The 17,375-nt window shown below is 39.1% G+C and carries 12 protein-coding genes and 2 pseudogenes; 12 read left to right on the forward strand and 2 right to left on the reverse strand.

The window, feature by feature from the left end; all coding sequences use genetic code 11:
• Positions 1 to 95 precede the first annotated feature (95 nt).
• From AC5JMK_RS03635 to AC5JMK_RS03675, 9 genes and pseudogenes are all read left to right on the forward strand, one after another.
• Positions 96 to 1,052 (forward strand): AAA family ATPase, encoded by a 957-nt coding sequence (locus tag AC5JMK_RS03635; protein ID WP_495909411.1) that lies wholly within the window; start codon positions 96 to 98, stop codon positions 1,050 to 1,052.
• The gene (locus tag AC5JMK_RS03640) at positions 1,045 to 2,184 is read left to right on the forward strand and encodes a hypothetical protein (RefSeq protein ID WP_495909403.1); all 1,140 of its coding nucleotides are present in this window, start codon (positions 1,045 to 1,047) and stop codon (positions 2,182 to 2,184) included. The genes AC5JMK_RS03635 and AC5JMK_RS03640 overlap by 8 nt, the downstream gene beginning before the upstream one ends.
• Entirely contained in the window at positions 2,181 to 3,845 is a 1,665-nt protein-coding gene (locus tag AC5JMK_RS03645) for a formylglycine-generating enzyme family protein (RefSeq protein WP_495909404.1), read from the forward strand. Before AC5JMK_RS03640 ends, AC5JMK_RS03645 begins: the two co-directional genes overlap by 4 nt.
• A gap of 56 nt (positions 3,846 to 3,901) precedes the next feature.
• Positions 3,902 to 4,249, forward strand: a pseudogene (avd, locus tag AC5JMK_RS03650) (diversity-generating retroelement protein Avd).
• Positions 4,246 to 4,665, forward strand: a pseudogene (locus tag AC5JMK_RS03655) (RNA-dependent DNA polymerase); the annotation flags it as partial. The pseudogenes avd and AC5JMK_RS03655, both read left to right, overlap by 4 nt.
• Positions 4,666 to 5,321: 656 nt before the next feature.
• Positions 5,322 to 7,031, forward strand: coding sequence for an ABC1 kinase family protein (locus tag AC5JMK_RS03660; protein ID WP_495909405.1), 1,710 nt, complete (start codon positions 5,322 to 5,324; stop codon positions 7,029 to 7,031).
• A gap of 196 nt (positions 7,032 to 7,227) precedes the next feature.
• Positions 7,228 to 7,602: a hypothetical protein gene (locus tag AC5JMK_RS03665; RefSeq protein ID WP_096676113.1), complete on the forward strand. Its 375-nt coding sequence runs from the start codon at positions 7,228 to 7,230 to the stop codon at positions 7,600 to 7,602.
• Positions 7,603 to 7,844: 242 nt separating this feature from the next.
• Complete coding sequence (locus AC5JMK_RS03670; RefSeq protein WP_096676112.1) at positions 7,845 to 8,618, forward strand: ABC transporter permease; 774 nt, start codon at positions 7,845 to 7,847, stop codon at positions 8,616 to 8,618.
• Between the two features lie 55 nt (positions 8,619 to 8,673).
• Entirely contained in the window at positions 8,674 to 9,570 is an 897-nt protein-coding gene (locus AC5JMK_RS03675) for an ABC transporter ATP-binding protein (protein WP_495909406.1), read from the forward strand.
• 377 nt (positions 9,571 to 9,947) lie between these two features.
• Here the strand turns inward: AC5JMK_RS03675 and AC5JMK_RS03680 are convergent, their stop codons facing one another.
• Both AC5JMK_RS03680 and AC5JMK_RS03685 read right to left on the reverse strand, forming a co-directional pair.
• Positions 9,948 to 12,956 (reverse strand): substrate-binding domain-containing protein, encoded by a 3,009-nt coding sequence (locus AC5JMK_RS03680; RefSeq protein WP_495909407.1) that lies wholly within the window; start codon positions 12,954 to 12,956, stop codon positions 9,948 to 9,950.
• Between the two features lie 659 nt (positions 12,957 to 13,615).
• Positions 13,616 to 14,725 carry a precorrin-8X methylmutase gene (locus AC5JMK_RS03685; RefSeq protein WP_096676109.1) on the reverse strand — a complete coding sequence of 370 codons (1,110 nt, stop codon included), beginning with the start codon at positions 14,723 to 14,725 and terminating at the stop codon, positions 13,616 to 13,618.
• 367 nt (positions 14,726 to 15,092) lie between these two features.
• On the opposite strand from AC5JMK_RS03685, the gene AC5JMK_RS03690 reads away from it, so the two are divergent.
• The 3 genes from AC5JMK_RS03690 (at position 15,093) to AC5JMK_RS03700 (ending at position 17,347) form a co-directional block, all read left to right on the forward strand.
• Complete coding sequence (locus AC5JMK_RS03690) at positions 15,093 to 16,052, forward strand: CHAT domain-containing protein (protein WP_495909408.1); 960 nt, start codon at positions 15,093 to 15,095, stop codon at positions 16,050 to 16,052.
• A 66-nt stretch (positions 16,053 to 16,118) separates the two neighbouring features.
• Positions 16,119 to 16,871 carry an NACHT domain-containing protein gene (locus AC5JMK_RS03695; RefSeq protein ID WP_495909409.1) on the forward strand — a complete coding sequence of 251 codons (753 nt, stop codon included), beginning with the start codon at positions 16,119 to 16,121 and terminating at the stop codon, positions 16,869 to 16,871.
• A gap of 329 nt (positions 16,872 to 17,200) precedes the next feature.
• The gene (locus tag AC5JMK_RS03700) at positions 17,201 to 17,347 is read left to right on the forward strand and encodes a hypothetical protein (RefSeq protein WP_495909410.1); all 147 of its coding nucleotides are present in this window, start codon (positions 17,201 to 17,203) and stop codon (positions 17,345 to 17,347) included.
• The last annotated feature ends 28 nt before the right edge of the window (positions 17,348 to 17,375 follow it).

Raw genomic sequence — 17,375 nt, forward strand, 5'->3', positions numbered from 1 at the left:
ACATTAGATTCTTCCGAGTCCTTGTGTCAAGCCTGATTGAGATGCTCTTACCCTGATATACTGGGGATGAAAAATATCAACCGCAGCCAAAGGACATTGATACAGAAACGAAAGAACCACTTTATTGTTATGTACCTAGCGCAGAACTAGTTAAGGCTGTTAATTTAGCAATTCAGTTAAATAGACCTCTGTTGCTAGAAGGAGAACCGGGGTGTGGTAAAACACGATTAGCGCGTGCAGTGGCTTATGAATTTGGTCGAAAATATCAACAGAATGGTCAGAAATGGCCTTATGCAGATTGGTATATTAAGTCTAGCGATCAAGCACGAGATGGTTTATATATTTACGATGCTATTTGGCGGTTGTATGATGTGCAAATTACTAGCCAACTGTCTACATCAGATGTATTGGATGCTTCGGAACGCGAAAAAATTCGTACTCGGCTAAGTGATACTAAACATCATGCGTACATCACATGGGGAGCGATAGGTGAAGCATTTCGAGTATCTCAGGAAGGTCAACGCATGATTGTGTTAATTGATGAGATAGATAAAGCAGATCCAGATTTACCGAATGATTTACTTTTGGAACTGGAAGAAAAACGGTTTTTTGTTAAAGAAACTGGAGAAGAAATTAGAGTCAATCCAGATTATCAACCAATTATTTTTATTACTAGTAATGGTCAAAGAAAATTATCAGATGCTTTTTTGAGGCGGTGTATTTATTGCTATATAGAGTTTCCGAAGCCAGATAAATTACAAGAAATTGTTACAGCACGTTTTGGTAACAGAAGAAAATGGACAAAACAAATCATAGAGACATCTGTTAGCAGGTTTTGTGATGTTCGTCAAAAAATGGAGGAATATAAAGGAGAGTTTGGGAAAAAAGTGAGTACGAGTGAATTTATAGATTGGTTAAATGCACTAGAATTAAATTCCAAAAATGCTACAGATTTAAAAAGTTTGCTTTTGGAAGAAAAAATACCTTACCCCAATACATTGTTTAAAAGTCGAGATGATTGTGAGTTTGCTGGGGAATTAGGTGATGAATGAATGTAACTTACCTCTTTATAAATTATTCATGCGATTGCGGGAGGCAAAATTTCTTATCGGTGTGGATGATTATAATTTATTGTTACAGGTATTATTACATGATTATGATAGTTCTGAAGCATCAATTTTTAGTTTAGGAGTTCCTAGTCTAGACAGTCTCAAACAATTATGTAAACTTTTATGGGTGAAATCTGCTAGTCAACGACTGGAGTTTTCAGTCATTTTTGATGATATTTTTGATGATATTTTTACTAGAAAAACTTTAGTTAAAGAGAAACCAGAACCTATTTCAAACAAACCAGATAATTTACTTCCACAACCAGAAACAACTAACAAGAAACCACCAGATAAACCACCTCAGTATCCTGAGCCTAAAAATGAACCTGAATACTTCTTCTTTCCTCCTCCTATAGATACAAGTACTGGTGAGCCTGAGAAAATTGTTAAAGCAGTACGAATCGGAAAAGCCCAAGAATTATCTACTTTCAAACCTTCTGGATTACCTAAAGAGTACTTACCTGTAACAAAACAACAAATGCAGCAAGCTTGGGATAGTTTACATCGTCTGACGCGACAAGGACTGAGGCGAGAGTTAGATGTGGCTGCTACTATAGAGCAAATTAAAAAGCACGGGAAATTTTTTCATCCCGTACAAATACCTCGTTTACTCAAATCCGGTAAACTTGTCTTATTAATTGATCAAAAAGGCTCCATGCAGCCTTTTCATGTTTTATCAGGTTTATTAGTCGAAACCGCTAGGGAACTTGGGTGTGTAGACACAAACAATTGTTATTACTTCAATAATTATCCCAGGCGTATGTTTTATTGTGACCCCCAATTTGAAACTGAAATACCTGTGAATCAGGTAATTCAAGATTTTCATCCTCATCGCACAATTATCTTAATTTTTAGTGACGGGGGAGCAGCGCGTGGTAATTTTATAATGAGACGAATTGATAAAACGCAAGAATTATTGCAAAATTTACGACAGCGATGTCAAGCTTTAGTTTGGATAAATCCCCTGCCAAAAAATTATTGGCAAAATACAACTTCTGAAGCTATTGCCAATATAATTCAAATGTTTCCTGCTGATTTATCTGGGTTTGAAAATGCTCTGAGAGTATTACGATGATTCACTCAAAATCACTAGAACCAGACCCGAAAATTCAAGCAGCAAAAGAACGTATCGATGCTTGGAGTCAGAGTAGACACGTTACCCCTGCACATTTAGAATTTGCTCGTCATGCGGCTTTTCCTTTGGCTTTGACTCCTGATTTACTGTATCGTTTACGCGATTATTTAATCACTGAATTGAAGCTGCAAGTTCCTTGGGTAGCGGTAACAGATTTGCTTTTGTCTGGTTTTTGCTATGAAGTGGGTCAAGAGCTTTATGAAATAGATATTACAGTGCGACAAGTACTGTTAAGTAATCTTGATCCAGAGCGTTTAAAACAACTATCCAAATTTTTGCTGAATTATATTGAACTACAAATTAATTATGCAGATAATAATTTAATTCAAGCTCAAAAATGGACTGCTTTATCTTATGTGGAACCAACACAAACAGCTAAACAAATTACCGAAAAATTAGCCAAAATGCTCCAGCAGCGACACCAAGATGACTGGTCACAAATAGCATTTTTGGTGGAGACTTTAGAAAAACCTTTAGAAAATGCAGGCTTTGAGCCTTTATTAACCTTAGCTCAAAGCATGGGAAAATCGGCTCGTGGTGATTACTCAGGCGCAAAAGCAAAACTCAACGAGCTACGTCATGAACTAGGAAATTCGCCGACTATTGCTGAGGTTACTTTTTCTTTTGTTCCTGCTCAAACTTTTACATTTGAGGTTGTCACCGTTAACCGTCGTGGCAAGATCATTAAACGCGAAACCAAACGAGCGAAACACTTTACTGAAAATCTTGGTAATAATATCACTCTAGAAATGGTTGCCATTCCTGGTGGTACATTTATGATGGGTTCACCGTCAACTGAAGCGGAACGTTACGACGATAAAAGCCCTCAGCATGAAGTGACTGTTCCACCTTTGTTTATGGGTAAGTACCCGGTTACTCAGGCGCAATGGCGATCTGTGGCTGCTCTAGAGCAAATTAACCGAGAACTTGACCCCGATCCATCACACTTTAAAGGTGATAATTTACCAGTAGAGCAAATTTCTTGGTATGAAGCGGTAGAGTTTTGTGATAGATTATTGGAATATACGGGAAAACACTACCGACTTCCTAGCGAAGCTGAATGGGAGTACGCTTGTAGAGCAGGCACGACAACTCCTTTTCACTTTGGCGAAACTATCACATCGGATTTAGCAAATTACAATGCTGAAAAAACCTACGGTGATAGTTCTAAAGGTAAGTCTAGGAATCAGACAACATCAGTAGGCAGCTTTAAAGTAGCGAATGCCTTTGGTTTGTTTGATATGCATGGGAATGTTTGGGAATGGTGCGCCGACCATTGGCATGGCAGCTACGAGGGCGCTCCAATCGATGGTAGTGCTTTGATGAATAATATAATATTAGTGATAATGATAATCGGATGCTGCGCGGTGGTTCCTGGTCTTACGATCCGAGGCATTGCCGTTCTGCGTATCGTTATTACTTCGTCAATCCGGACGACAAGTACTACTCCTTCGGGTTTCGGGTTGTACTTTCCGCCGCGAGGACATAATTCTTTACACTTTTGCCCTTTAGATCTCTACGCTTTTTATTTCTACCCTTACCCCCGCCGAAGGCGGTCGATAATTTTCTTAATTTTTTGCACGACTATCAATAGTATCTAAGAAGTGGTAAATTTTGTCAAGACAATCATCCAGACTAAAAATTTGTTTTTGACAGAATGCAAGATTTACCGATTATTCAAAAGACCTATGACCTGATTAAATGGTATGTGCCGATTTAAAATCGTCTGCCCAGAAAGCACAAATTTACTTTAGGGGACAGGATGATAGCGGGACTTTATGACCTGCTGGAAGGCTTAATTTTAGCACGATATGCTCAAGAAAAGTTGGCTCAACTTGAACAGTTAAACGCTAAGTTAGACATCCTGCGTCATCAAACCAGATTGTTATTTGATTTCCAACAATTCGATGAGCGGCGGTATAAATATGCTGGTCAACTGATCAATGAAATTGGTAATGAACTGGGTGGTTGGATGAGACAACAACGCCAAAAAGGTAACAGATGAAACGATACGGAAATCTTTACCCACAAATTACAGATTTTGCCAATTTAGTGTTAGCAGCACATCAGGCACAAAAAGGGAAACGATTTCGAGAGAAGATTTTAAAATTTAACTATAACCTGGAAGCAAAACTGGCAAAAATCAAGAGTGAATTAGAATCAAAAACTTACCACCCAGGACGCTATAAAACTTTTGAAATTTGTGAACCCAAACCTCGCCTGATTTCTGCTGCACCGTACCGAGATAGAGTAGTACATCATGCTTTATGCAATATCATAGTCCCAATTTTCGAGAGAACTTTTATTGCTGATTCTTATGCTAATCGTTTAGGATTTGGTACTCACAAAGCTTTGCGTCGTTTTACTAGCTTTGCTCGTTCTAGTCGCTATATTTTACAGTGCGATATTAAAAAATATTTTCTTCAAAAAATGTTTGCGACACATTTGCGACACATTCAGAATATCAGACGCGATTTATCGCGTCTCTACAACAGAATTCAATACTGCTTGGATAAGACAAATCGATTGACATTTAAAACCTGTAGAGACGTTGCAGTGCAACGTCTCTACATGCCCAAAATAACGCTGAAATTCTCATTAAACAGCTAGTTAGATTAATTTGAGAGCAATAAGTTTAACTTTGATCCCTTAACCTCTAAAATTCTGGGATCAGGAAATATCAATTTATTTAATCTTGCTAATACATAAATGTAAGTACTTACAGCCTTGTTATTGAGTTTGAAATTATACTCAGATATTTGATAAAGATTTTAATCTAAAAATCAGCAAATTCAAGCCTTTTTCTAATGATGACAGACTTAACAACAGGATAAAATTAATACTGTATAGATTCTGGAGATGACTAACATCAAAAAATTATCTCTCTAGCAATAAGTATATATACTTTTATGTAGTAATATAAAATAAAAGATAACAAAGTAACTTTTAGTAAAGCTTGACTACATTCTACAAAGCTACAGAGAAATAGTCAGGTAAGTATTTGTTGAGCTGGAAGGAAACCACATCCGGTTTACAGAAAGCAAATTCTTATTTTAAATGAAGAGGTAAATAAGGGAGTGAGCCTGCAAACCCCTAAACAAAATCATCGACGCTACGATCCTGATGAGATCGCAAGGTTTTATCGCTATCGTCCTTGGCTAGCTTGGAGACGGGCGCTAAGGATTATTTGGTCTTTTGCCATATTTATCTTGAGTCTGAAGTGGGATGAGTGGCAAAATCAAGTCGAGCAAAACAGACTCAAACGAGCTGCTCAACTACGTGAGTTACTAACACGTTTGGGGCCGACTTTTATTAAAGTAGGTCAAGCCTTATCAACACGACCAGATTTAATACGTAAAGATTTCTTAGAAGAACTGGTGAAACTGCAAGACCAGTTACCGTCCTTCGATAATGCGATCGCCTACCGACTAATTGAAACCGAACTAGGTCGTTCCATTGAGGAAATCTACAGCGAACTTTCACCTAACCCTGTTGCTGCTGCTAGCTTGGGTCAAGTTTACCGAGGTCGTTTGCACAGTGGCGAAGAAGTTGCGGTAAAAGTACAACGCCCAAATCTCCGCCCAGTTATTACCCTCGATCTTTATTTGATGCGATGGGCTGCGGGTTGGCTAGCACCTTGGCTACCTCTAAATCTGGGTCACGATCTCAGTTTAATTGTAGATGAGTTCGGAACCAAATTATTTGAGGAAATAGATTACCTCAATGAAGGTCGCAACGCCGAAAAATTTGCTACAAACTTTCGCAACGATCCATATGTCAAAGTTCCAGCTATTTATTGGCGCTATACTTCCACACGGGTTTTAACTTTAGAGTGGCTGAATGGATTTAAGCTAACCGACACCAAAAAAGTCAAGGAAGTGGGTTTAGATCCCGAATCGATTATTGAAATCGGCGTGACTTCAGGTCTGCAACAGCTATTAGAATATGGTTTCTTCCATGCTGACCCCCATCCTGGGAATTTATTTGCCATGCCCGATGGCAAAATGGGTTACATTGACTTTGGGATGATGGATCAGTTAGATGAAACTACTAAAGAAAGTTTAGTAGATGCACTGGTACATCTAGTTAACAAAGATTACAACGATTTAGCCGCAGACTTTGTGAAGCTGGGATTTTTAACACCAGATACAGATATTTGTCCGATTGTACCAGCCCTAGAAGCAACATTAGGCGATGCAATCAACAAAAATGTCGGGGATTTTAACTTCAAAACCATCACTGATCAGTTCTCGCAACTGATGTATGATTATCCCTTCCGAGTCCCCGCCAAGTTTGCTTTAATCATTCGTTCGTTGGTGACTCAAGAGGGTATTGCTCTTAGCCTCAACTCCAACTTTAAAATTGTGGAAGTAGCTTATCCCTACGTAGCAAGACGTCTGTTGACAGGCGAATCTCCACAATTGCGCCGACGGTTATTAGAAGTGCTATTCAAAGATGGTAAATTCCAATGGCAACGCTTAGAGAATTTGATTGCGATCGCTCGTAATGATCATAATTTTGATGTTTTACCTACAGCCAAACTCGGACTAGAATATCTCCTATCTGACGAAGGTAAATATCTCTGGCGACAGTTGGTATTAGCTCTGACTGAGGATGATCGTCTGCATACCGAAGAAGTTCAACGTTTGTGGAACTTAGTCAAAGATGATTTAAAACCAAATCGATTGTTCGATGTCGCAATCGGAGTTTTGAGCAACTTATCTAAACAGAGAGTTGCAGCAATATTACCTTCGGTAACTGCGATCGGCAATTTTGGTATGAAGTAGAGACGTTGCATTGCAACGTCTCTACACATCGGAAAACCTTTTTTTAAAATCCGGCGTTGCTGATTTCATGTATGATGCAGGATTTTAGGTAATTCTAAAACCCTTGTACCAAACGCAATAAATATATCGCGTCTGGTACATATAGATTCATATCACGATTCAGCAACGCCTAAAATCTATACCAATCAGGAGTTTTATGTATTACTACGCTTCAAATCCGCCATATTTATTATTAATTTTTGGTTTATTTGCTGCATTAACCTCTGGTTTAGCATTAGCCGGAACACTAAAGATCATTGTCAACAAATGGCGGAGTGATGGAGCAGAAAAATCCAATTCTCAGTTGTCGATTAAACAATTATCTGTGCCATTTTTGGGAATAACTGGTGGTGTTGTATTGTTTATGTGTTCTGGTTTTGAAATATTTGGTTTTCCACCTTTACTTGCTTATGCAGTTGGTGTACCAGTAACTATTTTAACTTCGCTGTTAGTTTGGTTCCAATTGGGAAGTATGATGTCTTTTGTACAACGGCAAGGAATGCAATCTCTTGATTTAGATACTTTAAAGTAAATCGAATTCATTTTAGGATTATTCATTTTTTTGGTCTGATATTAAAGAAGCCTGATCACATGGAAGCGATCAGGTTTTTTATTGACGTACAACTTTACCCCCTCTTACGCAACATTACTTAACATTTGTGCTAACTTTAAGGTATCTTCTGGAAAAAGCGTTATCTTTGGCTTACTAAGGCAAAACTACTTAGTTGTATTACTCATAATACTTACACTTAAAATTGTAAATAAATTAACATAATGAAATTATGGTGTGAAGCGATCGCTGTAACTCAGCGTATTTTAATTGAATTATTACGGCGAAGACGTAGCCTGATTTTTTGGATTATTTTCCCTATTTCTATTCTGCTCATCAACGGATTTGTGTTAGCAGAAAGTATGAAGCTATCAACAGAGCAAGGTTTTGAATATGCTGCACCTTCAACTTTAGTAGGAGCAGCACTATTTTTTAGCTGTTTGGGTGGTAGTGTCGCCACTGTCGTCTCAGAAAGAGAACAGCAAACGCTCAAACGCTTATTTGTTTCACCTTTGAATGGAACATCCTATTTTTTGGGAATTTTTTTGGCTCATAGTTGTATTGGTTTTGGACAAACATTAATTATTTATACTATTGCTGCTTTTTGGGGTGCTACGTTTAAGGGTTCCGTGTTTTTGGGTGCAATTATTATATTTATGAGTATTGTGGCTTATGTTGGTTTAGGCTTTATTTTAGGTACTCAATTAGCGCGTCGTACTGAAGATGTAAACTCCCTGGTAGCTGCTTTTGGCGTTCCTTTGTTGATTTTGGGTGGAGCTTTTTTCCCGATTCGCTTTTTACCAAAAACATTACTTGATCTTGCCAAAATCAACCCTATTTATCACATGAATCAAGCTCTTTTAGCAGTATCAACAGAGGGGAACAACATAGAAGAGATTGCGTCTAATTTCCAGTTCTTATCAGGGTTTACTTTGATGATGATTTTGGGTGGATGGTTCTCTTATCGCAGGATGATAATGCTAGAAAGAAGACTTTAAAATTCCTCGCCCACTAGGGATGAGGAATTTGGTAATGGGTAATAGGTAATAGATAATGCTTCATATAGAAAAGCTCAATAAGTCTTTTAAAAATAGGAAAGTTCTTCAGGATTTAACATTGTATGTTGCTCCTGGAGAAATTTATGGTTTACTGGGTGCAAATGGAGCAGGAAAAACTACTACAATCAATATTATTTGTAATTTATTAAAACCCGATAGCGGTATAGTCAAAGTTAATCATCAGTTCGTTTCAGAAGCAACTAAAAAACTTATTGGTATTGCTCCCCAAGAAAATTTATTATACAAAAGTCTTTCTTGTGAAGAAAACATCAGATTTTTTGCCAAAATCTATGGTCTAGACAGAACACAAAGACAGAAACAAATTCAAGCCACTTTAAAATCTGTAAATTTATTAGATAGAGCGAAAAGTCCGGTAGAAACCCTCAGTGGTGGAATGCAGCGACGCTTAAATATCGCTGTAGCTTTGGTACATCAGCCGAAGTTAGTGATTTTAGATGAGCCAACTACAGGTTTAGATATTGAAGCCAGATATGAAATTTGGGAATTAATTAAACAATTAAAAAATCAAGGAATTACTATTTTATTAACTACTCATTTATTAGATGAAGCAGAACGTCTGTGTAATAAAATTGGTATTTTAAAAAATGGACAGATTTTAGCTGAAGGTAGTCTAGAACAATTACGTACCTGTATTCCGGCTAAAGAAATTCTAGTGGTACAAACTCCAGAAGCAGAAAACGCGATCGCACGGGCTATTACATGTGGTTTTACACCCCGGCGTTATGGTAGCGATTTAGCATTTTGGTTGCCAGAGCATTTAGAGTTAAAGGATATTATCGCCCGTTTTGATGGCATTAATATTGACTCTATTTCACGCCAACCAATTAGATTAGAACATATTTATCTGGAATTAACTGGGAATAGGGAATAGGGATCGAGGACAACTAATCAGTAGACCTCTTGCAAAAGTCGAATGAACCCCCCTCAATCCCCCCGTGAACGGGGGGAAGATTTAGTTCCCTCCCCGTTTACCTGCGGTGTACACAGAAGTCTTACAAAGTTGCCTAGTAGCGTTTTGATCCCCCCTAACCCCCCTTAAAAAAGGGGGAACTAGAATCAAAGTCCCCCTTTTTACTAGCGTAGCGGCGCGTCAGCGCGGGGATTTAGGGGGATCAGAGGATTTATGTGTACACCGCAGCCCCGTTTACGCTTAGGGTTAGGGTGGGGTAAAAATATTTTTGCAAGAGGTCTAGTTAACAGTGATCAGTTTAATTTGATAACTGATAACTGATAACTGATAACTGATTCCTATTCTTCGGGATTCTCCTGAGAAAAGTGCATACGAATGGTTTTATCTTTCTGACCATTAGCATTTGTTGCAGTCATAATATAGTCAATCAAGCTGTCTGTAAAAGGTATACGCAGGTGGAAAGTACCATCTGGTTTCAGTTTAATAGCATGACCAGCAACAGCAACACTTGAACCCGGTTCAGTAGCTCCGTGAATAATTAACTCTGCATCAGCAATAAACCAGAAATCTTTCTCTGGACGATTGAAAACACGAGCAACTGCGGAACGCTTAAGTAATAACCAGTTATTATCTGCTGTGGTATAACCAATTTCAGCCATGTAATTGCGATCGCCTGTCGGAATGGCTACATAGCGATCTTCTGTTGTCTCTTCACATTCGTACTGCTGCACCAGTACAGGATTTTGATAACTCAGGTCAATGTCAGTAACATCATATAGTCGTAGTGTAAATTGAGAACCACCTTGCGATCGCAGCGCTTGTTTAGCTTCGTCAGATACTTGCCAAAAAACATAAGCCCATTTCGGAGTACGCGGTTTAAGGACAATCATATTTTCTGACTCTACATTTTCTGGCGTGACAGGTGCTGTAGTTACTGGAATAGCTTCGTCCACAATATTAGTTTGTGGTGAGTCAGTATTTAGGTTTTGATTGTTACCAATGCCATATATAGTAGCCCATGAACCAATTCCTGTAACTGTCGATGGAACTTGTTCTGGGGGATGAGAGTTAATTGCAGAGGGATCTAGTGTTGGGGTAGCTTGGGCGACTTCTTCTGTGACATTGACGCTTGGTTCGGCTGTATCTGCTACCTGATCCAATAACTCCTCGGATGCTTCTGGTTGTTGTGGAGTAGTTTCTAGCTCTGAGTCAACAGTACTATCTTTTGGATTAGATGTATTTTCCCAAACATCAGGTAAATGAGGATATTCAGTATTAATAACTATTGATGGCGTTTGCAAATCTAAAGCTTGTTGATTTGTGCCAGACTTTTGAGGAACAGTTGGTGTTTCCTGTGTCGATGTAATTTCTGTGACATCAGGCAATTCTAGTTCCGGCTGTTGAGGAACAGTTGGTGTTTCCTGTGTCGATGTGATTTCTGTGACATCAGGCAATTTTGGTTCCGGTTGTTGAGGAACAGTTGGTGTTTCCTGTGTCGATGTGATTTCTGTGACATTAGATGGTGATGGCAGTGGTGTTTGTACTAGAGTTGCATCTTCCCAAACATCTGGCAATGGAGAATATGTATTTACTGATGATGCTTGTGTCGGTGCTTTAACTCCAGTGACATCACCATTGGATGGCGTCTGATCTGTGACATCTGAGTGTTGAGCAGATAGTATCTGAGTGTTATCCTGTACTAAGGTTGGTTGTCGATCAGATGCAGACACTTGAGGATAAGAGGCATTGACAACACTTACAGGCCCTTCTAAGTCTAATCCCGAATTCTCAGCCGATGGTACTTGTACAGAATCAGATGATGAACGATTGATTTGTGTAACTGCTGTTGGCACATCTTGATCACTGGCGACATCTGTCTGATCTTTGGCAGTGATTTCTGCATTTTTATCAGACCATTTTGACATTAATGTGCTTTCTCTTCCAATTGCAGTAGCACCAGCAATGCTAGCAGCAACAGTAGGAGTTAAATGTTTGGCTGTATTTTGCTCAGATGGAGTGCTACTTGCATCTTGTGTAACATCACTAGGTGTCGCCTGAGTTACAGAGTTGACATTTGTTGTCTGTGGTAACGTGATGGTATCTGAAGAAGAACCAGGGGGAATAGAGTTGATGGTAACGTCTGCTGTTTGTGCTTTTGCATCTGCAACTGTTGGGCGTCTTCTTCGTAAAAACCACAGTAAAAATCCGGCACCCGCTCCAAGTATTAGTGCCAAAAGTGACAACCATAGTAGTTGTTGATCTTGGTTTGTTTGATTGCTCTGGACAGGAGAGGTTAACGTAGAACTATTTGTAGTATCTGCTTGCGCTGTGGTGATGTTGTTTTCATCTGTTGTTGGTGAGACACTAGCAGCAGATGTAGCATCTGTGCTGGGTGGAGTCGTGGCGCTAGTGGTTGTAGTTGCTGTTTGGGAGTTAGCAGATACTATAGCTGCGATCGCGTCTGCTTCAATTTTTCTGGCTGCTTCTACTGCATCTTCTCCTGGTGGATTTGTCACGAAGCCAAGAAAAGAGGCTACATTGAGACTAGGATTTTTCTTGTAGACGTATACTAAAGGCTGTGAAAAAGGATATCTAGAATTGCTGGGTAAAGTTCGATCCACCCTGAGCGATCGCACACCTTGGAGTTTCGATATCTGATTAGCCAAAGCATAGCTAATACCGTCTTTACCCAACTGTTTGACGACTTCGACTGTACTATCCTCGTTTAGCTGAGTTGCAGTTGCGCCAGTCTTAAACTCGGCTTTCTCGAAGACTGGGTAACTACGAAAAGACTCACGGACATCACTATTAGCTGGACGATCAATAACCCGGATTTTACCCTTAGATCCTCCAACTTCTGACCAATCTGTGATTTCTCCGCGAAAAATTTTGGCAAATTCTTGGTTAGTCAGGTTTCCTTTGAAAGGATTATCTTCACCAACTATGATCGCAATCTTTTCTCGACGTAAGCGGAACTGTTCTAAACCTTGGTTTTTTTCTTCTGGTGTTAAACCACGAGCGATCGCCGCGATATCTATTGTTCCTGCTTGCAAAGCTTGCAGCGCCCCATCTGCACCATTAGTTGCAACTTCCACGTTCACACCAGGAAACTGATTTTCAAACCGTGTTTTCATGGTTTGATTAATCATGTTCATGCTATTTGAACCATCAATCCGCACAGTAGTACCACTTGGCACTTCTTTGGGTTGCACAAAAGACGAAACATTGGTAGATTGCGCCAGTGCAAAGTCTGACACCACAATAGAAACTGCCATAGGAGTTGTTGCTAATGCTAACAACAAGGCCAAATTGACTATTGAGTTATCTTTTTTTTCTTTTTGCCACATATGCCCTCTGATCAACAAGTTAGAGGAAATTAAGTAGAGTAAACGACAAAAAAGTCGGTTTTAATCACTCTTTTTTTGGGAAAACGCGCTAATTTATTGTTTTAAGGTGAAAAGTACAAATAAAGTTAACTAGTTAATACCATTTCTTTATGAAGACGCATATAGCAGTTCTCGGTTGTGTCCAATACGTACCCCATGGGGTTCCTACTGTATTGCAATCGAGTGAGAAGTGCTATATAAAGAACCCCACCGCCTGCGGCAAAACCCTCCTCTGAGGGGGATCGGAGGTTGGGAGGGGTCAAAATAATGTGCAGCTTCACAGAAAATTGGTATAAGGTCGTCATTGGTCATTGGTAAGAATTTGGTGCATGTTTACTTTGCGTAATGTAGTTAGGTTTATTCCCATTCATTAATTGAGATTGAAACAACTACCAAGATATCAGACAATCTCGTCAATATTTGTTGACTGACTTTAGCAGGTTATCCCCTATGGTCAGGAGTTGTTTGACATAATTTTTGGATAGTATTTTAGTTTAAATATTCTCCTATAAAGATAAATTTTTACTGCAATAATTTATAACTGGCATGTTAAAACAGATTCTTGGCTAAAAAGCATACTTTGTCAACTTCATGCCAAAATCCTCTAACATCCCTATTCCTTAATGACTCAAATAACAATGACAATCAGGCTTCTCAATTACTGACTCAACCAAAGCATTAAGCGCAGTAGCTGCTAACAAACCACCTCCAACAGTTCCTTCTACCACAATCCAAGCAGTGTTTGTTTGCATCAGCTGTCTTTTAGCGGCGGGTGCATGGCTAAAGCCAATAGGCATACCAATGACTAATGCTGGTTGAATTTGCTGTTGTTTGATCGCTTGGCAGATTGATAATAAAACTGAAGGTGCATAACCTACGACTAAAATGCAATCTTTTGTTACTTTTTTTAATTTATCTCGCCATTGTTGATGTTGCCAAAAAGCTTGTTCTGCTTCAGCCGCCGTAGTCACGTGAGGATTGTCAATCAAAGTTTCGAGACGACATCCCAAATGAGCTAGTCGCGTTTGATCAACAGCAGCTGCAACCGTGGGAATATCTGCAATAATCTCACATCCTAACTTGAGAGCTTCCCGACTTTTGGCGATCGCTCCCTGACTCAATTTGACAAAGGAGACTAAACTTACATCTCCACAAGCTAAAACTAATTGAGAAATTAGGTGTTGTTCAATCTCAGAACGTGTTGATAAATCTGGTAATAAATTTTGTAAAGATTCGTGAAAATGTTCTGGGTGAGCATGAATTTGAGCATCTAAACCACTCCAGAGTTTTTCTAACTCCCCTAGTCCGACTTTTGTTTCTACTTCAATTAACTTGAGTTGGGCTAGAACTTCAGCTTGGATAATTTGACAATCGCGATCGCGTCCTAACAAACCTTCTAATGCAGATGCAGTTTGTCGCAGTTGGGAAATTTGCTGCATCACAGTTCTATATTGCTGTTGTAGTTGCAGCATCAAATTTGCATCGGGATTGCTTGGTGGTTCGACTTCGAGAATTTGACGAATGTGATTTAGTTGAAAACCCTGTTGTTTTAATGCCACAATTCTTTGCAAGCGGATGACATCTGTATCTGTGTAGAGACGATAATTACTGTGCGATCGCATCGGTTGAGGTAATAATCCTAACTGATGGTAATGTCGTACCATCCGGGGCGTGATCCCACCACCCACCGCCTCAGTTAGTTCTTTAATCGTCAAACCATTAGCTTTCATATTAAAGGCACATACCAACTTATAACCTATTGTTGGGAAAACACCCAGGTTGCTTACGCCACTCACAACCACTGGAAATTAATACTTTTCGCCTCAGATTACAATTAATGGCTTGAAAGTGTAGCGGTGTATGATTTATGAGACGAAATGACGGCTAGAAGCTTTTTTGAAGTTAGCTTGTTAGATTTGTTGCAATCGCGCTTACTTTTTTGTAGTCCTCTTCGACTTTGGTATTAGCCTGATATTAATAATATTTATTTATCTGGAATTTAATTTTTTGCATTTGTAGATTTGTATAACTACTATTTTTATACAATCGCCATTCTCTGTGACAACTACAAACGCTTGCTCTTCTACGGTTAGAAGTATGAAGAAAATTCTGATTTTATCCGCCAATCCCGTCAATACAAGTAAGCTTCGTCTAGACGAGGAAGTACGGGAAATCCAATCTGCCTTAGAGCGTTCCAGACACAGGGAAGAATTTGAACTCATTCCCCGATTGGCTGTGAGGATTGACGATTTACGCCGCGCACTGTTGGATCACTCTCCACAAGTTGTACATTTTTCTGGTCATGGGGATGAAACGGACGGTATAGCATTGGAGGATAACTCCGGACACGCGCAATTGGTTAGTACGGAATCGTTGAGCAATTTATTCAAGTTATTTAAAGACACAGTTGAGTGTGTGTTGCTGAATGCTTGTTATTCAGAAACTCAAGCAGAAGCAATCTACCAGCACATCAATTGTGTTATTGGCATGAAACGTGCCATCACTGATATTGCTGCGATTCATTTTTCTAAAGCATTTTATGACACTCTTGGTGCTGGGAGAAGCTATGAAGAGGCTTTTGATTTTGGTTGTAACAATATTGACCTTAATAGCATACCAGAGTCTTTAACTCCAAAATCACGCATCAGAAATAAGTCTAAAACTTTATTTTCTAACAAGGAGCAAAAATTGGATATGACTGGAAACCGCAATATTCACATCGGTAGCGGCAATTATAACGAGCGTATTGAAGGCGATTATATCCAAGGAAATTACTACGCTGCTAGCAAGCAACAAAACCTTGCTGAAGCTGCTGCTGAAATTCAAAAGCTTTTAGAACAGTTAGATCAATCCTATTCTACTGACACGACTTTGGGCAAGATGCAAGTAGCTGCAGAAACCATTAAAGCTATTGAAAATAATCCAATCAGAGCAGAACGGATAACTAGTGCTTTAAAGGCTGGTGGTGTTCAGGCTTTGGCTCAACTGCTCAATCATCCTGCTGCTAGTTTTGTTATTGGTGCATTAGAGGATTGGCAGAAAACTAAGAGTAGTTAAATATAGTTCTACTTTTCTTACACGTTTACTTTCCTAGACATCAAATAGACTAACGGAGATGAAACCGTGACAGAGAATAACGAGTCTGAGAATCGCCGTATAGATATTAATGAAGGTAATTATAACGAGCGTATTGAGGGAAATTATGTCCAAGGGAATCGTAATTTCATATTCAATTTTAGACGCCAAGGTAATAGTGAAGCATTTACACCAGCAAAGTATTCTCGGATTCGACAGGCTTTATTAAAACAGGTAAACTTGGAAGTTGAAAGTCGGATAAATAGTTCTCTTCACAACCGAGTTTATATTGCTCTAGATGCAGACCAAAACCCAGAACAGATTGAATTACCTTGGGCAAGTGAAATCAAAGTTGGTTCTCAACATAAAACTAGATTAGATAATACAGATATTATTAACGTTTTTGACCAACAAGATGTTGCAGGCAGATTATTAATTTTAGGACAACCAGGATCAGGAAAAACTACTATGCTACTTAAACTAACTGAGGAGTTAGTAAAACGAGCTAAAGATAATTCAACACATCCTGTTCCAGTACTATTTTCTTTATCTTCTTGGAAGAATGATAATCAGAATATTAAAGATTGGTTAATTGAGCAGTTAAAAGACAAATATGGTCTGCGGAAAGATATTAGTAAACTGTGGATAGAGAACCAAGTAGTTATACCGCTTTTAGATGGGTTAGATGAACTAGCGGCTGAACGTCAAGAAAAGTGCGTTCTTAAAATTAATGAATTTCTACTTCCTAAAAGTTGGAATAATCCTGTAACAACTTTTGTATCAAGTGCGGAACAAAATTGAATCAACCACATATTTAATCCTCTGTTCTGATACGCTATTTGATCATTGATCGCCACAACTTGGGGCGCTGCACATTTTATACCACTCACAAGTCTGTTTCTCGTCAAGGCTGAAGTTGCTACAGACTGCGCGAAACACGCAAACGTTAAGGCGGAAGTTGCTGCAAGGAAGACGGAAGTTGCTACAGACTGCGCGAAACACGCAAACGTGAAGGCGGAAGTTGCTACAAGGAAGACGGAAGTTGCTACAGGCTGCGCGAAACACGTAAACGTGAAAGCGGAAGTTGCTGCAGGGAATGTAAACAACGATCGCCTCTTTTAAGAAGTGCATTGTTTGACTTTTGCAAGCGATCGCCCCGAATGTTTCCCGAAAGAGCGATCGCACGACTTCTGAATAATAGAGATAAAAAAGTTTTAGTTGTCGCAGAGGTGGCGATCGCTCTGACTAACATTAGACTCGTCCGGAATATGATTTAGGTACAAAAAAATGGTAGAAAGTAAAATT

It is taken from the genome of Pelatocladus sp. (assembly GCF_059505505.1).